Genomic DNA, 16,769 nt, shown 5'->3' on the forward strand with positions numbered 1-16,769 from the left:
TATCTTTGCCTTCGGCTTGATAAACATAAGTCTCATTTAGTTAAAGTTCATTTCTTCTTTAGCTTTCATCATTTGATCAAATTCTTCTTTAGAACCTACAATAATATTATCATATTCTCTAACACCTGTACCAGCCGGTATTCTGTGTCCTACAATAACATTTTCTTTCAGTCCTTCAAGAGTATCTACCTTACCATTTACGGCTGCTTCGTTAAGAACCTTAGTAGTTTCTTGGAACGATGCTGCGGAGATAAACGATTTAGTCTGTAATGAAGCTCTAGTAATACCTTGTAATATTGGTGTTGCTGTAGCTGGCTGTACATCTCTAGCAGTAACAAGGTTTTTATCTTCTCTACGTAAGATTGAGTTTTCATCTCTTAGCTGACGTACAGTAACGATTTGACCTGATTTTAAATTCTCAGAATCACCAGCGTCTTCTACAACCTTCATACCGAAAATTTTATCATTTTCTTCAATGAAATCTGATTTGTGTACTAATTGATTTTCTAAGAAAATTGTGTCACCAGAATCCATAATTCTTACCTTACGCATCATCTGTCTTACAACAACTTCAAAGTGTTTATCATTAATCTTTACACCTTGTAAACGATATACTTCTTGTACCTCATTTACCAAGTATTGTTGTACTGCGGAAGGGCCTTTGATATTTAAGATATCATTTGGCGTAATAGACCCATCAGATAAAGGCATACCTGCTTTTACATAATCATTTTCTTGAACAAGAATTTGATTAGATAATTTTACTAAGTACTTCTTAACCTCACCTAATTTAGACTCGATTATAATCTCACGGTTACCACGTTTAATTTTACCAAATGAAACCACTCCATCAATCTCACTTACAACTGCTGGATTAGATGGATTACGTGCCTCGAATAACTCAGTTACACGTGGAAGACCACCAGTAATATCACCAGCTTTGGCAGACTTACGAGGAATCTTAACTAAGATTTTACCAATCTCAATTTTATCACCATCGTCAATCATAATGTGTGCACCTACAGGTAAATTGTAAGAACGGATTGTTTCTCCTTTAGAATCTTCAATCAATAATGTTGGTATCAACTTCTTGTTTCTAGATTCTGAAATTACTTTTTCTTGGAAACCTGTTTGCTCATCAATCTCTACTTGGTAGGTTACACCTTGCTCGATATTTTCGTACTTCACTTTACCAGCAAATTCCGAAATAATCACACCGTTATATGGATCCCACTGACAGATGATATCACCTTTCTTCACTTTAGCGCCTGGCTTAACAAAGATGTGCGAACCATAAGGAATATTATTTGTACTTAAAACAATACCTGTTTTAGCATCTGTTAACTTTAATTCTGAAGTTCTAGAGATAACAACATCAACTTCGTTTCCTTCGTTATCTTTAGTTTTTACAGTTTTAAGGTCATCGATTTCTGCAATACCATCAAACTTAACTATTAACTTATTCTCTTCAGAAATGTTACCTGCAATACCACCTACGTGGAACGTACGCAGTGTAAGCTGTGTGCCTGGCTCACCAATAGATTGAGCAGCAACTACACCAACAGCTTCACCTCGTTGTACCATTTTACCAGTAGCAAGGTTACGTCCATAACACTTCACACATATTCCTTTTTTAGCCTCACACGTTAATGGCGAACGCACTTCTATAGATTCGATAGCAGAATCACCTATTTGTTTTGCAATTGCATCATCAATATGACCACCTGCTTCTACAATTAATTCTTCAGTATGTGGGTCGTAGACATCATTTAACGATGTTCTACCAACTATTCTAGCTTCTAACTTCTCTACAACTTCTTCATTCTTCTTAAGAGCAGAAACTTCGATACCTCTTAATGTACCACAATCCTCTTCGTATACAATCACATCTTGTGAAACATCTACTAAACGACGTGTTAAGTAACCTGCATCAGCAGTTTTAAGAGCCGTATCTGCAAGACCTTTACGAGCACCGTGAGTAGAGATAAAGTATTCTAAAATTGAAAGCCCTTCTTTAAAGTTAGAAAGAATTGGGTTTTCAATAATCTCACCACCACCTGCGTTGGATTTTTTAGGCTTTGCCATTAATCCACGCATACCAGTTAACTGACGAATCTGTTCTTTAGATCCACGAGCACCAGAGTCTAACATCATAAATACTGAGTTAAAACCTTGCTGATCTTCACGGATACGCTTCATTGACAATTCAGTTAATTCAGCATTGGTAGACGTCCAGATATCAATAACTTGGTTATAACGTTCATTATTGGTAATAAGACCCATGTTATAGTTACCCATAATACCATCAACTTGCTTGTTGGCAGCGTCAATCATAGCGTGCTTTTCTTCAGGTATAATGATATCACCTAAACTAAATGATAATCCACCTTGGAATGCGAACTTGTAACCTAAAGTCTTAATCTCATCTAAGAACTCAGCTGTTTCTGGAACTGAAGTTACTTTAAGGATATTACCAATAATATCTCTTAAAGACTTTTTAGTTAAAACCTCATTAATATAACCTGCTGCTTCTGGCACTTTTTCGTTGAAAAGTACACGACCAACAGTAGTTTCAATAATTTGAGTAGTTAGTTCACCTTTCTCGTTAAAATCTTTAGTTCTAACCTTAATTCCTGCATTAAGATCAACTTTCTTCTCGTTGTAGGCAATTGTTACTTCTTCTGGCGAATAGAACGTTAATCCTTCACCTTTAACAGTATATTCTTTATCAGTCTTACGTAGCTTAGTCATATAGTAAAGACCAAGTACCATATCCTGAGAAGGTACCGTAACAGGCGATCCGTTTGCAGGGTTTAATATGTTGTGTGAAGCTAACATTAATAATTGCGCTTCTAAGATTGCTTCAGGCCCTAATGGTAAATGCACTGCCATCTGATCCCCATCGAAATCCGCGTTAAATGCTGTACACACTAATGGGTGTAACTGAATTGCTTTACCTTCGATAAGTTTTGGCTGGAATGCTTGTATACCAAGTCTGTGAAGCGTTGGAGCACGGTTTAGCAATACTGGATGTCCTTTAAGAACATTCTCTAAGATATCCCATACTACAGGCTCTTTTCTATCTATAATTTTCTTTGCTGATTTTACAGTCTTAACAATTCCTCTTTCAATTAATTTTCTAATGATGAAAGGCTTGTAAAGCTCTGCTGCCATATTTTTTGGCAATCCACACTCGAATAATTTTAACTCAGGTCCTACAACAATCACGGAACGTGCAGAGTAATCAACACGCTTACCTAGTAAGTTTTGACGGAAACGACCTTGCTTACCTTTTAATGAATCTGATAAAGATTTTAAAGGTCTGTTAGAGTCTGTTTTTACTGCAGATGATTTACGCGTGTTATCAAATAATGAATCTACAGATTCTTGTAACATACGCTTTTCATTACGTAAAATCACTTCTGGAGCCTTTATCTCAACAAGTCTCTTAAGACGGTTGTTACGGATAATTACACGACGGTAAAGATCATTTAAATCTGAAGTTGCAAAACGACCACCATCTAGAGGCACTAAAGGTCTTAATTCTGGTGGTATTACAGGAACAGCCTTCATGATCATCCATTCTGGTCTGTTCTCTCTGTTTTCGTTAGATTCTCTAAAAGCTTCAACAACCTGAAGACGCTTTAAAGCTTCTGTTTTACGTTGCTTAGATGTTTCATTATTAGCTTTGTGTCTTAATTCGTAAGATAATTGGTCTAAGTCAATTCTAGCTAATAAATCGATAAGACACTCAGCACCCATTTTAGCGATAAACTTATTTGGGTCAGTATCTTCTAAGTATTGGTTTTCTTGAGGAAGAGATTCTAAAATATTAAGATATTCTTCTTCTGTTAAGAAATCCATTTTTTGTACTGGCTCACCTTCAGCATTCATTGCATTACCTGGTTGAATAACCACATAACGTTCGTAATAAATAATCATATCTAATTTCTTAGATGGTAATCCAAGAAGGTAACCTATTTTGTTAGGTAAAGAACGGAAATACCAGATATGAGCTACAGGAACAACTAAATTAATATGTCCAACCCTGTCTCTACGTACTTTCTTTTCAGTTACTTCTACACCACAACGGTCACAAACAATACCCTTGTAACGTATTCTTTTGTATTTACCACAAGCACACTCATAATCCTTTACAGGACCAAAAATACGCTCACAGAACAAACCATCACGCTCAGGTTTGTGAGTTCGATAATTGATAGTTTCTGGCTTTAATACTTCACCTCGAGAAGCTGCTAAAACAGATTCTGGAGACGCTAAACCAATAGAAATTTTATTAAATTTCTGTACTGTATTCTTATCTTGTTTTCTTGCCATGTTTTTTATAGTATTCAGTCTTCAGCCTTCAGCACACAAATTAATATGCGCTGATGACTGTCTACTACTTTTTTTATTCTTCTAATCTAATATCTAATCCTAAACCTTTTAATTCATGCATTAATACATTGAACGATTCAGGTAGTCCTGGTTCTGGCATTGGCTCACCCTTAACGATTGCTTCGTAAGTTTTTGCTCTACCTATTACGTCATCTGATTTCACAGTTAAGATCTCACGTAGAGTACTTGATGCACCATATGCTTCAAGTGCCCATACCTCCATCTCACCAAAACGCTGACCACCAAATTGTGCTTTACCACCTAATGGTTGTTGCGTAATTAATGAATAAGGACCTATAGAACGTGCGTGCATCTTATCGTCAATCATGTGACCTAGTTTTATCATGTAGATAACACCCACTGTTGCAGGTTGGTCAAAGCGATCTCCTGTGCCACCGTCATACAAATAGGTATGACCAAATCTTGGTACACCAGCTTCATCTGTAAAGCCATTAATCTGATCTAAAGTAGCACCATCAAAAATTGGAGTTGCATAAGTCCTATTTAACTTCTGACCTGCCCAACCTAATACTGTTTCATAAATCTGACCAATGTTCATACGAGAAGGTACACCAAGTGGGTTCAGTACAATATCTACAGGTGTTCCGTCTTCTAAGAATGGCATATCTTCTTGACGAACAATACGTGCAACAATACCTTTGTTACCGTGACGACCTGCCATCTTATCACCTACTTTTAGTTTACGTTTCTTAGCGATGTAAACTTTAGCAAGCTTAATGATACCTGCTGGTAATTCATCACCAACAGAAATTGTAAACTTCTCACGTCTCAATGAACCTTGAAGATCATTTTCTTTAATCTTATAGTTGTGGATTAAATCAGCAACAAGTTCGTTTGTATGATCATCAGTTGTCCATTTACCAGATGTTAAGTGCGTGTAATCATCTACGGCATTTAACATTTTTAAGGTATACTTTTTACCTTTTGGTATAATTTCTTCACCTAAATCATTATAGATTCCTTGTGCAGTTTTACCATTAACGATTGCAAAAAGCTTTTCAACTAAAATTGCTTTTAAATCATCAAAACGCTTGTCGTAAGCATCTTCTAGCTTCTCGATATCTTCTTTGTCTTGAGCTCTCTTACGCTTATCCTTTACTGCTCTTGCGAATAATTTTTTATCGATAACAACACCATTTAATGATGGAGATGCTTTTAAAGATGCATCTTTAACATCACCTGCTTTGTCACCGAATATCGCACGAAGTAACTTTTCTTCTGGAGTTGGGTCTGATTCACCTTTTGGTGTAATCTTACCAATTAAGATATCACCAGGCTTAATCTCAGCACCAACACGAATCATACCGTTTTCATCTAAGTCTTTAGTAGCCTCTTCTGAAACGTTTGGTATATCGTTAGTTAACTCTTCGTTACCTAATTTGGTATCTCTAACTTCTAGAGAGTACTCATCGATATGGATAGATGTAAAGATATCATCACGAACAACTTTTTCAGAAATTACAATCGCATCCTCAAAGTTATACCCTTTCCAAGGCATAAAGGCAACTTTCATATTTCTACCAAGTGCTAATTCTCCGTTTTGAGTTGCATAACCTTCACATAAAACCTGACCTTTAGAAACTTTATCTCCTTTTCTAACAATTGGTTTTAAGTTAATAGAGGTACCTTGGTTTGTTTTTCTGAATTTTACTAATGGATATTCTTTAACATCACTGTCAAAGCTAACCATTGCTTCTTCTTCAGTACGTTCGTACTTAATAACTATTTTCTCCGCATCAACATACTCAACAACACCTTCTCCTTCAGCATTAATTAATACTCTAGAGTCTGATGCTACTTGACGCTCTAATCCTGTACCAACAATTGGTGCTTCAGGTCTTAATAATGGAACTGCCTGACGCATCATGTTAGATCCCATTAAGGCACGGTTTGCGTCATCATGCTCTAAGAATGGAATTAATGATGCCGAAATAGATGCAATTTGGTTTGGTGCAACATCTGTGTAATTAACACTGGTTGGCTCAATCACAGGGAAATCACCTTCTTGTCTTGCAATTACTTTATCATGCTGAATTTTACCTTTATCATCAACTTCTACAGTTGCCTGAGCAATCATCATTTCTTCCTCTTCCTCAGCACTTAAATATGTTGGTGTATTTTTAATATCAACAACACCGTTTTCAACTTTTCTATATGGTGTTTCAATGAATCCCATTGAATTTACCTTAGCATACACACCTAATGAGGATATTAAACCAATGTTTGGTCCTTCTGGTGTTTCAATAGGACATAAACGTCCATAATGTGTATAGTGAACGTCACGTACCTCGAAACCTGCTCTTTCTCTTGAAAGACCACCTGGTCCTAATGCAGATAAACGACGTTTGTGAGTAATCTCTGCTAATGGATTGGTCTGATCCATAAATTGAGATAACTGGTTTGTACCGAAGAAAGAATTAATTACAGACGATAATGTCTTAGCATTAATTAAGTCTATTGGAGTAAACACCTCGTTATCACGAACGTTCATACGCTCACGAATTGTACGTGCCATACGAGCTAAACCAACACCAAACTGAGAAGATAACTGTTCACCTACTGTACGTACACGACGGTTAGATAAGTGATCGATATCATCGATCTCAGCTTTAGAGTTAATTAACTCAATTAAATATTTTATGATGGTTATGATATCTTCTTTGGTAAGCACTTGCTTATCCATTCCGATATCTAAACCTAATTTCTTATTCATTCTATAACGACCTACTTCACCCAAAGAGTAACGTTGGTCTGAGAAGAATAATTTGTCAATTATACCACGTGCCGTTTCCTCATCTGGCGGCTCTGCATTACGTAATTGACGATAGATATGTTCAACAGCTTCTTTTTCAGAGTTTGTTGGATCCTTTTGTAATGTATTGTGAATAATTGCGTAATCTCCTTGCTGTGCACTTTCTTTGTGTAAAAGAATTGTTTTTACACCTGCTTCAAGGATTTCTTCAATATTATCTTTGTCAACTATTGTGTCACGATCTAAAACAATTTCGTTACGCTCAATAGATACAACCTCACCTGTATCCTCGTCCACGAAATCTTCGTGCCATGTGTTAAGTACACGTGCAGCAAGTTTACGACCGATTACTTTCTTTAATCCAGATTTAGAAACTTTTACTTCTTCTGCAAGATCAAAGATTTCTAAAATATCTTTATCACGCTCAAAACCGATAGCACGGAAAAGCGTAGTAACAGGTAATTTTTTCTTTCTATCAATGTAAGCGTACATCACACTATTGATATCTGTAGCAAATTCAATCCAAGACCCCTTAAAAGGAATTACTCTTGCAGAATATAACTTAGTACCATTAGCGTGGAATGACTGGCTAAAGAATACACCTGGTGAACGGTGTAACTGAGATACAACTACACGCTCTGCACCATTAATACAAAAAGTACCGCTAGGCGTCATGTAAGGAATTGTACCTAAATATACATCTTGAACGATTGTTTCAAAATCTTCGTGTTCAGGATCTGTACAGTATAACTTTAATCTAGCTTTTAAAGGAACACTGTATGTTAATCCTCTTTCTATACACTCTTCTATAGTATAGCGTGGAGGATCGATAAAGTAATCTAAAAATTCTAATACAAATTGATTACGAGTATCTGTAATAGGGAAATTTTCCATGAAGGTATTGTATAACCCTTCATTTTCTCTTGCTTCTGACTTTGTTTCTAATTGGAAAAAATCCTGGAAGGACTTAATTTGAATATCCAAAAAGTCTGGGTAATCTGTTCTATTTACAATAGAAGAGAAATTAATTCTTTCAGCCTTTTTTGCTAACATTGATGAACGAGATTTTTATTAAATAAAAACTAAAAAATGTATATAACGTTTATATACACAAAAGGGTTTAGGTCTTGGAGGGACACTCCAGACCTAAACCATATGTTGTAGGTTAAGCTGAGCTTACTTAAGCTCAACCTCAGCTCCAGCTTCTTCTAAAGAAGATTTTAAGCCTTCTGCCTCGTCTTTAGAAACACCTTCTTTAACTGTACTTGGTGCATCATCAACTAAACCTTTAGCATCTTTTAATCCTAAACCAGTTAATTCTTTAACTAACTTTACAACTGCTAATTTAGAAGCACCTGCTGACTTAAGAATTACGTCGAATTCAGTTTGCTCTTCTGCAGCGTCTCCACCAGCAGCAGCTCCACCAGCAGCAACAGCTACAGCTGCAGCAGCAGGCTCAATACCGTACTCGTCTTTTAATATTGTTGCTAATTCGTTAACTTCTTTTACTGTTAAGTTAACTAATTGTTCTGCGAAATCTTTTAAATCTGCCATTTTCTATTGTTTTAATGTGTGTGTGTTTTTATTTTTATTTCTAAGTGTGTTCTTGTTATAAATTATCCTTCTCTTTCAGATAATGTTTTAACTAATCCAGCGATTGTACCACCACCTGATTTAAGTGCTGAGATAACATTCTTAGCAGGTGATTGTAACAATGTAACAATCTCACCAAGTAATTCTTCTCTAGACTTAATTTCAACTAATGTATCTAGTAAGTCATCGCCTATGTAAATTGCTTCTTCAATAAAAGCACCTTTTAATAAAGGCTTTTCAGATTTCTTACGAAATTCTTTTATAACTTTTGCCGGTGCATTTCCTGTTTCAGAATACATTACAGAAGTATTACCTTTTAGAGTTGTTGGTAAATCACCGAAATCCTTTTCCGATGCTTCCATCGCTTTCTCTAAAAGCGTATTCTTAACAACAGCTAACTTAATGTTAGATTTGAAACAAGCTCTTCTTAAATTTGAAGTTGTTGCTGCATCTAATCCTGAGATATCTGTTAAATAGATATTAGTATTATCTGCTAATTGAGCAGTCAACTCTTCAATTACTACCGATTTTTCTTCTCTTGTCATAATATTCTAAGTTTAACTACTATCCTATTTTTGTCTCTATTGCGATACTTGGACTCATAGTACTAGACATGTAAATACTTTTCATGTAAGTACCTTTAGCTGCAGTTGGTTTTAACTTCATTAAAGTGGTTAACAGCTCATTTGCATTACCAACTAATTTTTCAGCGCTAAAAGACGCTTTTCCTATTGGTGCATGTACGATACCTGTTTTATCTACTTTAAAGTCAATTTTACCAGCTTTCACTTCACTAACAGCTTTTCCTATATCCATAGTTACTGTTCCTGTTTTAGGGTTTGGCATAAGACCTCTTGGCCCTAATACTCTACCTAATGGTCCTAACTTACCCATAACACTTGGCATTGTAACGATAACGTCTACATCTGTCCAACCGTCTTTAATTTTTTGTAAGTATTCATCTAATCCAACATAATCAGCACCAGCTTCTTTAGCTTCTGCTTCTTTGTCTGGAGTAACTAATGCAAGAACCTTCATATCTTTACCTGTACCATGTGGTAGAGAAACTACACCACGAACCATTTGATTGGCTTTACGTGGATCTACACCTAATCTAACTGCTAAATCTACTGAAGCATCAAACTTAGTGTATGTGATTTCTTTTAGTAAAGCTGAAGCTTCTTCTAAAGAGTAAAGTTTGTTTTTATCAACTTTAGCTCTTGCTTCCTTTTGCTTTCTTGTTAATCTTGCCATTTGTAAAAATTTAGTTTGGAGCTTCACCTCCTTTAACAGTGATACCCATCGATCTTGCAGTACCAGCAACCATTTTCATAGCTGATCCGATTTCGAATGCATTTAAATCTTGCATTTTATCTTCTGCAATTGTTCTAACTTGATCCCAAGTTACTTTTGCTACTTTGCGTCGGTTAGGTTCTCCAGATCCTTTCTTTACTTTGGCCGCTTCTAATAATTGTACTGCAGCTGGTGGTGTTTTGATTACAAATTCAAAAGATTTGTCTTTGTAAACAGATATTACCACAGGTAATACTTTACCTGGCTTATCTTGAGTTCTAGCATTAAACTGCTTACAGAACTCCATGATATTAACTCCAGCGGCACCTAAAGCGGGTCCAACCGGTGGCGATGGATTCGCAGCACCTCCCCGAACTTGTAACTTAACTACTTTGTCTAGTTCTTTTGCCATTTTTTAAAATTTAGTGCGTCTTGTCTATGTTGGAAGCTAAGACTAACGCTATCTTTATTGTAACAATTATTATAACTTTTCAACTTGCATATAACTTAATTCTAATGGTGTCTTTCTTCCAAAGATTTTAACCATTACCTCAAGCTTACGCTTTTCTTCAAAAATTTTCTCGATAGTACCATCAAAACCATTGAATGGCCCATCTATAACTTTTACAGTCTCACCTTTTGTAAATGGAATTGCAATATTAGCATCTGCCTCAATTGCCAATTCATCAACTTTACCTAACATTCTGTTAACTTCAGACTGCCTTAATGGCACAGGATCACCACCTTTTGTTTCACCTAAAAAACCAATAACGTTAGTAATTGATTTTATAATGTGAGGAATTTCACCACTTAAGTTAGCCTGTATCATTATATATCCTGGAAAATAAACCTTCTCTTTGTTTATTTTCTTACCGTTACGGATTTGAATAACTTTTTCAGTAGGGACTAAAACTTGATCTACATAATCTTCTAAGCCTAATCTTGCGATTTCATTTTCTATGTAGGTCTTAATTTTATTTTCCTGACCGCTTACTGCCCTAACAACATACCATTTTTTATCTGACATCTCCCTTTATGTATTTGTTAGTTTAATAAATCGAAATATACTCTTACTGCTTTACTAAAAACAGTGTCAACACCCCAAATGGCTAAAGAAAAAATAATTGAAAACACTGCTACGATTACAGTTAATCTTTGAGCTTCTGCCCAAGGCGTCCAAGACACATTGTTTTTTAACTCTTCGAATGATTCCTTTATATATGTTATTAATCCTGCCATTTGTATATTATTTAAAGGTTACTTTTAACCTGTTATCTAATTTTGCACGGGTTGAGAGACTCGAACTCCCGACACCTGGTTTTGGAGACCAGTGCTCTACCAACTGAGCTAAACCCGTAAACAATAATCAAGGCATCCTGAAATATCAGGACACCTTAATTAATTTATTTTAACTATTTTGTTTAGTCTAAAATTTCAGTTACCTGACCAGCACCAACTGTTCTACCACCTTCACGGATAGCGAAACGTAAACCTACGTTCATCGCAATTGGTTGAATTAACTCAACAGTAATAGTTAAATTATCACCAGGCATTACCATCTCAACACCATCTGGAAGAGAAATGTTTCCAGTTACGTCAGTTGTACGTACGTAGAACTGAGGACGGTAGTTATTGTGGAATGGTGTGTGACGCCCACCTTCTTCTTTCTTAAGGATATAAACCTCAGCTTTGAATTTTTGGTGAGGAGTTACAGAACCAGGCTTAACGATTACCATACCTCTAGAGATTTGAGTTTTTTCAATACCTCTTAATAAGATACCAGCGTTATCACCAGCTTCACCTCTATCTAAGATTTGACGGAACATTTCGATACCAGTAATAGTAGATGTTAATTTCTCAGCACCCATACCAATAATCTCAACAGGGTCACCTGTATTAGCTACACCAGTTTCAATACGACCAGTTGCTACAGTACCACGACCAGTAATTGAGAATACATCTTCGATTGGCATTAAGAAAGGCTTGTCCATATCACGTACCGGCTCTTCAATCCAGCTATCACAAGCTTCCATTAATTCCATTACAGTATCAACCCACTTTTGCTCACCGTTTAATGCACCTAATGCAGAACCAGCGATTACAGGACCATTATCACCATCATACTCGTAGAAAGATAATAAATCTCTGATTTCCATTTCTACTAATTCTAATAACTCTTCATCATCAACCATATCCACTTTGTTCATGAATACTACGATGCGAGGAATACCTACCTGACGACCAAGTAAAATATGCTCACGAGTTTGTGGCATTGGACCATCTGTTGCAGCAACAACTAAAATAGCACCATCCATTTGAGCAGCACCAGTAACCATGTTCTTTACGTAATCCGCGTGACCTGGACAGTCAACGTGGGCATAGTGACGGTTTGCTGTTTGATATTCTACGTGAGAAGTATTAATTGTGATACCTCTTTCTTTTTCTTCTGGTGCATTATCGATTTGATCGAATGCTCTTGCTTCAGATAAACCTGCATCAGCTAATACTTTAGTAATAGCAGCAGTTAAAGTTGTTTTACCGTGATCTACGTGTCCAATAGTACCTATATTTAAGTGTGGTTTTGAACGATCGAAAGTTGCCTTTGCCATGTTTAATTTATTTAATCTTATTTAATATTAGTGTTCAATTGCTATTCTAAGTTTCTCTTAGAAAAAAGAGCCAATGACGAGATTTGAACTCGTGACCTCTTCCTTACCAAGGAAACGCTCTACCCCTGAGCTACACCGGCGTAAAGTGTTTAACATCTCTATTTTTGAGACACCTGCCTTCGCAGGTTTTTTTGAGCGGGAGACCGGGTTCGAACCGGCGACATTCAGCTTGGAAGGCTGACGCTCTACCAACTGAGCTACTCCCGCTTTCAATAATTAAGCTTCCTTAATTAGTGGTTTCAATATTTCAAAACAATCAAAAAATTGTTTGATTGAAAAAAGTGGGGAGAGCAGGATTCGAACCTGCGAAGTCGAAAGACAACGGAGTTACAGTCCGTCCCATTTGGCCGCTCTGGAATCTCCCCTTATTCATTTCAAAATTTCAATTCAAAAACACATGCAATTTTGTGTTTTTTAGAGCCGATAGAGGGACTCGAACCCACGACCTGCTGATTACAAATCAGCTGCTCTAGCCAGCTGAGCTATATCGGCTTTTTGAGTACTTTTTCTCAACAATTTCTTGCCATAAAAAAGCCCGCTATTTCTAACGGACTGCAAATGTAGTATTTTATTTTTTTATTCAAAACATTTTGTCAAAAATTTTATGCTTTTGTTCTTGCTCTTAATTTTTGCTTTCGTTTTTTGATTTGCCTCTCTAATGATGATATTGCTATATCAGCACCTTCCTCGAAGGTTTTACATTGTTTTTTAACTACAAAACTATCACCTGGAACGCGTACTTTAGCTTCAAAAACTTTGTTTTCTTTATCGCTAGTATTTTCAACCTTCAAATAAACATCAGACTGAATTATTTTATCATAAAATAAATCTAGTTTATCCATTCTCTTCTGAATGAAATCAATCAACTTTCTGTCTGCTGTGAAATTAACGGATTGGGTGTTTACTTTCATACACTACTTTTTAAGTTAAACATTTTGTATCGAATAAAATTCGTTATTCAATACTTGATTTGATGTTAAGTTGAGTTCTTAACGTTTATTTCTTGGGTGTGTTTTAGCATACACTTTTTTTAGTTCAGATATACTGTTGTGCGTATATACTTGTGTTGCAGCTAAACTGGTATGTCCAAGAAGTTCTTTTACTGCATTTAAATCTGCTCCCTCATTTAATAAATGTGTTGCAAATGAGTGCCTTAGTACATGCGGACTGCATTTGGCTTTTGAGGATGCTATACTAAAGTACTTATTTATTATTCTATAAACAAGCATTTCGTAAATCTTAACACCCTTTTTTGTTAAAAACAAATATTCTTTATCTGCTACCTCAGGTAAACTAATTCTATACTTTAAATATGTATCAAAAGATTTCACTAAAGAACTAAGTAATGGAACATAACGTTCTTTATTTCTTTTCCCAAGGACTTTTATCTGCTTTTTACCCATATCTATATCAGATAGCTTCATATTAACAAGTTCTATTCTTCTAATACCAGTAGCATAAAACAGCTCTATAATTAGTTGATTTCTCGCGCTTTCAAAATCTACTACTTCGATAGAATTTTCTAAAACCTTTTTCAGTTCTTGTTCAGAAAAAGGTAATTGCACTTTCTTACCCACTTTTAAAGCTTTATGCTTTCTTAAAGGGTTAGTTTCTATTTGCTGAGATTTTTGTAAAAACTTATAGTATGAATTAAGTGAAGATACTTTTCTATTAATCGTTCTATTTGAAATACCACTGTTTACCAACTCAACAATCCATTGCCTGATTTCTGAATAATCTACTTTTTCAATGGGCTCTGAATCGTGATTTTTATCTAAAAACTCTTGAAACACCTCTAGGTCTCTAAGGTATGCCAACACGGTATGCTTAGAGTAATTCTTTTCTAATGCTAAATATTCTGAAAATGCTTTTAGGCTCATTTCTTAGTTCTAGAATTTTAAATATAGCTTTTTTACTTTGTATAAATTATTTACAAATAAAAAAATCCTGCTTTTAGCAGGATTTTGAATGATTCTAATATTAAATTTTAAGTTGCAGGTTTATATGACTTTTTATCAATAATAATCTTAGAGAGGATTTCTTTTAAAATCTCTGAGGTACCACCACCTATAGGACCCAGACGACTATCTCTAAACATTCTTGCCAGCGGATATTCTTCCATGTATCCATAACCACCTAAAAACTGCAGACAGTTGTAAGCCACTTCATCAGCCATTTTAGTAGATTTTAACTTAGAAATTGTTGCTTCTTCTACAACATATTCTCCTTTATCTAATCTATCTGCGACCATATAATTGTAGTATTTGCACAATTGCATGTCTGCATGCATATCCACATATCTATGACGCAAGGCCTGGTATTTATCTAAAGATTGCCCAAAAGTTGTTCTTTCAGACATATATTGTAATGTGTACTCTAAGGCATATTCTGCTCTAGCATGCGCATTTATTCCCATTATGAGTCTTTCTAAAGCGAAATGCTGCATTATGTATGCAAAACCTTTACCCTCTTCTCCCATTAATTGATTAGCTGGAACCTTGACATTATCAAAGGCTATCTCACCTGTATCAGATGCTCGCCAGCCTAACTTATCTAGTTTAGTAGCCGTTACACCTTTGGATTTGCTATCTACAACAAATATACTGATACCCTTATTACCTAGTTCTGGGTTAGTCTTTGCTGCAACTACCATGTAGTCACTGTAAACACCATTGGTAATAAATGTTTTAGATCCATTTAAAATATAATGGTCACCTTCCTTAATAGCTGTAGTTCTCATACCAGCAACATCACTACCTCCAAATGGCTCCGTAACGCAAAGACAGCCAATCATATCTCCAGTAATACTATCAGCAAGATATTTTGATTTTATAGCTTCATCTCCTTCGGCATTAAGATGTGTCATAGCTAAATAAGCATGAGCCCAAATTGCAGCGGCAAATCCACCCGAATTGATTCGCTGCAGTTCCTCTAAAAGAATTACAGTATAAAACAAGTCTAAATCTAATCCACCATATTCTTCAGGATAGGCTAAACCAAAATAGCCCATATCACCAAATTTCTTCCAAATAAAGCGTTCAATAGTACCTGTTTCTTCCCACTTTTCAATATGAGGCACAACTTCTTTTTGCAAAAAATCTCTTAGGCTTTCTCTAAATAAATTGTGCTCTTCGGTGAAGTATATATTTGACATAAATTATGTTTTTCTTTACAATCGCAAATATAATTTAATTATCTCTAATTTTTTAATAGGAAAATCTTCAATTTTTGTTAATTCTTCAAAAGATTTGAAACCTTCCCTGAGGGTTCTTTCTTCTATAATATTATTTGCCACTTCATAATCTATATACTTAATCAATACAAGTTCGTCTCTTGTCGCAGAATTAATATTAATGGTTTGTATTGCTCTTGGGGTTTTTACAGTAAAGCCTTCTCTTATCCTTTCTATTACCTCAGGCATTAATCCGTAAACTTCAGATAATTCCACATCTGCTATAAAACCACCAAATTTAGTTCTATACTTAATAATACGGTCTGAAAGTTTCTCACCGACTCCGTAAACTTTTTGGAGCTGGTTAGCTGTTGCTATATTTAAATCTACTTTCTGATTAAACGTTTTCGGCTTATTATTCTTGGCAAACGAATTATTATAGCTATTTGAATTTGGCTTGGGACTGGTAACCCATTCTGGAAATTTAAAATAAGGTGAAATTTTATTCAGTATTGAATCTGAGACTTTTGTCACCTGTTGAAACTGGTTAGCTGAATTTATCCATTGATTACTTTCTCTAAATCGATGAAGTCTATCAATCTCTTCATTCGTCATACCTAACGTGTACCCCTTATAATCGGTGATATAGTTTGGGTTGAATGGATAGATCTTTGGTTTGTGGTTCTCAACTTCTATCAACCGTAATGAATCCAATTCTTTTCTAAAAGCATTTATTTCTTTAGTGTCTGAATGAAATGTATCATCTGAAAAATCTATAAAAGCAAAAATACATTGTAAAGCAATGATAATTATGAATAATAAAAAAATCCCATTCCGTTGTTGATTAGAAAACTGGAAATGGGATTTCATA

13 protein-coding genes and 5 tRNA genes are annotated in these 16,769 nt (G+C 35.4%); all 18 read right to left on the bottom strand.

All coding sequences use genetic code 11. The annotated features are described in order from the left end of the window. Positions 1-36: 36 nt before the first annotated feature. Positions 37-4,338: a DNA-directed RNA polymerase subunit beta' gene (rpoC, locus tag FC091_RS04485; protein WP_138433088.1), complete on the bottom strand. Its 4,302-nt coding sequence runs from the start codon at positions 4,336-4,338 to the stop codon at positions 37-39. 73 nt (positions 4,339-4,411) lie between these two features. Further along, positions 4,412-8,224, bottom strand: a complete 3,813-nt coding sequence (gene rpoB, locus FC091_RS04490) for a DNA-directed RNA polymerase subunit beta (RefSeq protein WP_138433089.1) — start codon at positions 8,222-8,224, stop codon at positions 4,412-4,414. Between the two features lie 123 nt (positions 8,225-8,347). After that, complete coding sequence (gene rplL / locus FC091_RS04495) at positions 8,348-8,725, bottom strand: 50S ribosomal protein L7/L12 (RefSeq protein WP_138433090.1); 378 nt, start codon at positions 8,723-8,725, stop codon at positions 8,348-8,350. Positions 8,726-8,787: 62 nt separating this feature from the next. Beyond that, positions 8,788-9,309, bottom strand: a complete 522-nt coding sequence (gene rplJ, locus FC091_RS04500; RefSeq protein ID WP_138433091.1) for a 50S ribosomal protein L10 — start codon at positions 9,307-9,309, stop codon at positions 8,788-8,790. A gap of 19 nt (positions 9,310-9,328) precedes the next feature. Further along, positions 9,329-10,018 (bottom strand): 50S ribosomal protein L1, encoded by a 690-nt coding sequence (gene rplA, locus FC091_RS04505; RefSeq protein ID WP_138433092.1) that lies wholly within the window; start codon positions 10,016-10,018, stop codon positions 9,329-9,331. A gap of 10 nt (positions 10,019-10,028) precedes the next feature. Next, complete coding sequence (rplK, locus tag FC091_RS04510) at positions 10,029-10,469, bottom strand: 50S ribosomal protein L11 (RefSeq protein WP_138433093.1); 441 nt, start codon at positions 10,467-10,469, stop codon at positions 10,029-10,031. A 69-nt stretch (positions 10,470-10,538) separates the two neighbouring features. Beyond that, positions 10,539-11,084: a transcription termination/antitermination protein NusG gene (gene nusG / locus FC091_RS04515; protein ID WP_076617136.1), complete on the bottom strand. Its 546-nt coding sequence runs from the start codon at positions 11,082-11,084 to the stop codon at positions 10,539-10,541. A 17-nt stretch (positions 11,085-11,101) separates the two neighbouring features. Next, the gene (gene secE, locus FC091_RS04520; protein WP_138433094.1) at positions 11,102-11,296 is read right to left on the bottom strand and encodes a preprotein translocase subunit SecE; all 195 of its coding nucleotides are present in this window, start codon (positions 11,294-11,296) and stop codon (positions 11,102-11,104) included. A gap of 45 nt (positions 11,297-11,341) precedes the next feature. Further along, positions 11,342-11,414 (bottom strand) — tRNA-Trp (locus FC091_RS04525). A gap of 64 nt (positions 11,415-11,478) precedes the next feature. Beyond that, the gene (gene tuf / locus FC091_RS04530; protein WP_076617142.1) at positions 11,479-12,666 is read right to left on the bottom strand and encodes an elongation factor Tu; all 1,188 of its coding nucleotides are present in this window, start codon (positions 12,664-12,666) and stop codon (positions 11,479-11,481) included. A gap of 68 nt (positions 12,667-12,734) precedes the next feature. Then, positions 12,735-12,806, bottom strand: a tRNA-Thr gene (locus FC091_RS04535). Between the two features lie 54 nt (positions 12,807-12,860). Next, positions 12,861-12,933 (bottom strand) — tRNA-Gly (locus FC091_RS04540). Between the two features lie 75 nt (positions 12,934-13,008). Then, a tRNA-Tyr gene (locus FC091_RS04545) sits at positions 13,009-13,091 on the bottom strand. A 53-nt stretch (positions 13,092-13,144) separates the two neighbouring features. After that, positions 13,145-13,218 (bottom strand) — tRNA-Thr (locus FC091_RS04550). Between the two features lie 110 nt (positions 13,219-13,328). Next, positions 13,329-13,637, bottom strand: coding sequence for a ribosome hibernation-promoting factor, HPF/YfiA family (hpf, locus tag FC091_RS04555; RefSeq protein WP_138433095.1), 309 nt, complete (start codon positions 13,635-13,637; stop codon positions 13,329-13,331). Between the two features lie 78 nt (positions 13,638-13,715). Continuing rightward, complete coding sequence (locus FC091_RS04560) at positions 13,716-14,606, bottom strand: tyrosine-type recombinase/integrase (RefSeq protein ID WP_138433096.1); 891 nt, start codon at positions 14,604-14,606, stop codon at positions 13,716-13,718. Positions 14,607-14,713: 107 nt separating this feature from the next. Beyond that, a complete protein-coding gene (locus tag FC091_RS04565; RefSeq protein ID WP_138433097.1) occupies positions 14,714-15,880 on the bottom strand; it encodes an acyl-CoA dehydrogenase family protein in 1,167 nt (388 codons plus the stop codon). A 15-nt stretch (positions 15,881-15,895) separates the two neighbouring features. Beyond that, positions 15,896-16,768, bottom strand: a complete 873-nt coding sequence (locus tag FC091_RS04570) for a ComEA family DNA-binding protein (protein WP_138433098.1) — start codon at positions 16,766-16,768, stop codon at positions 15,896-15,898. Position 16,769: the final 1 nt, after the last annotated feature.

Origin of the sequence: Winogradskyella algicola (assembly GCF_005869935.1) — a bacterium.
GTDB classification, from domain to species: Bacteria; Bacteroidota; Bacteroidia; order Flavobacteriales; family Flavobacteriaceae; genus Winogradskyella; species Winogradskyella algicola.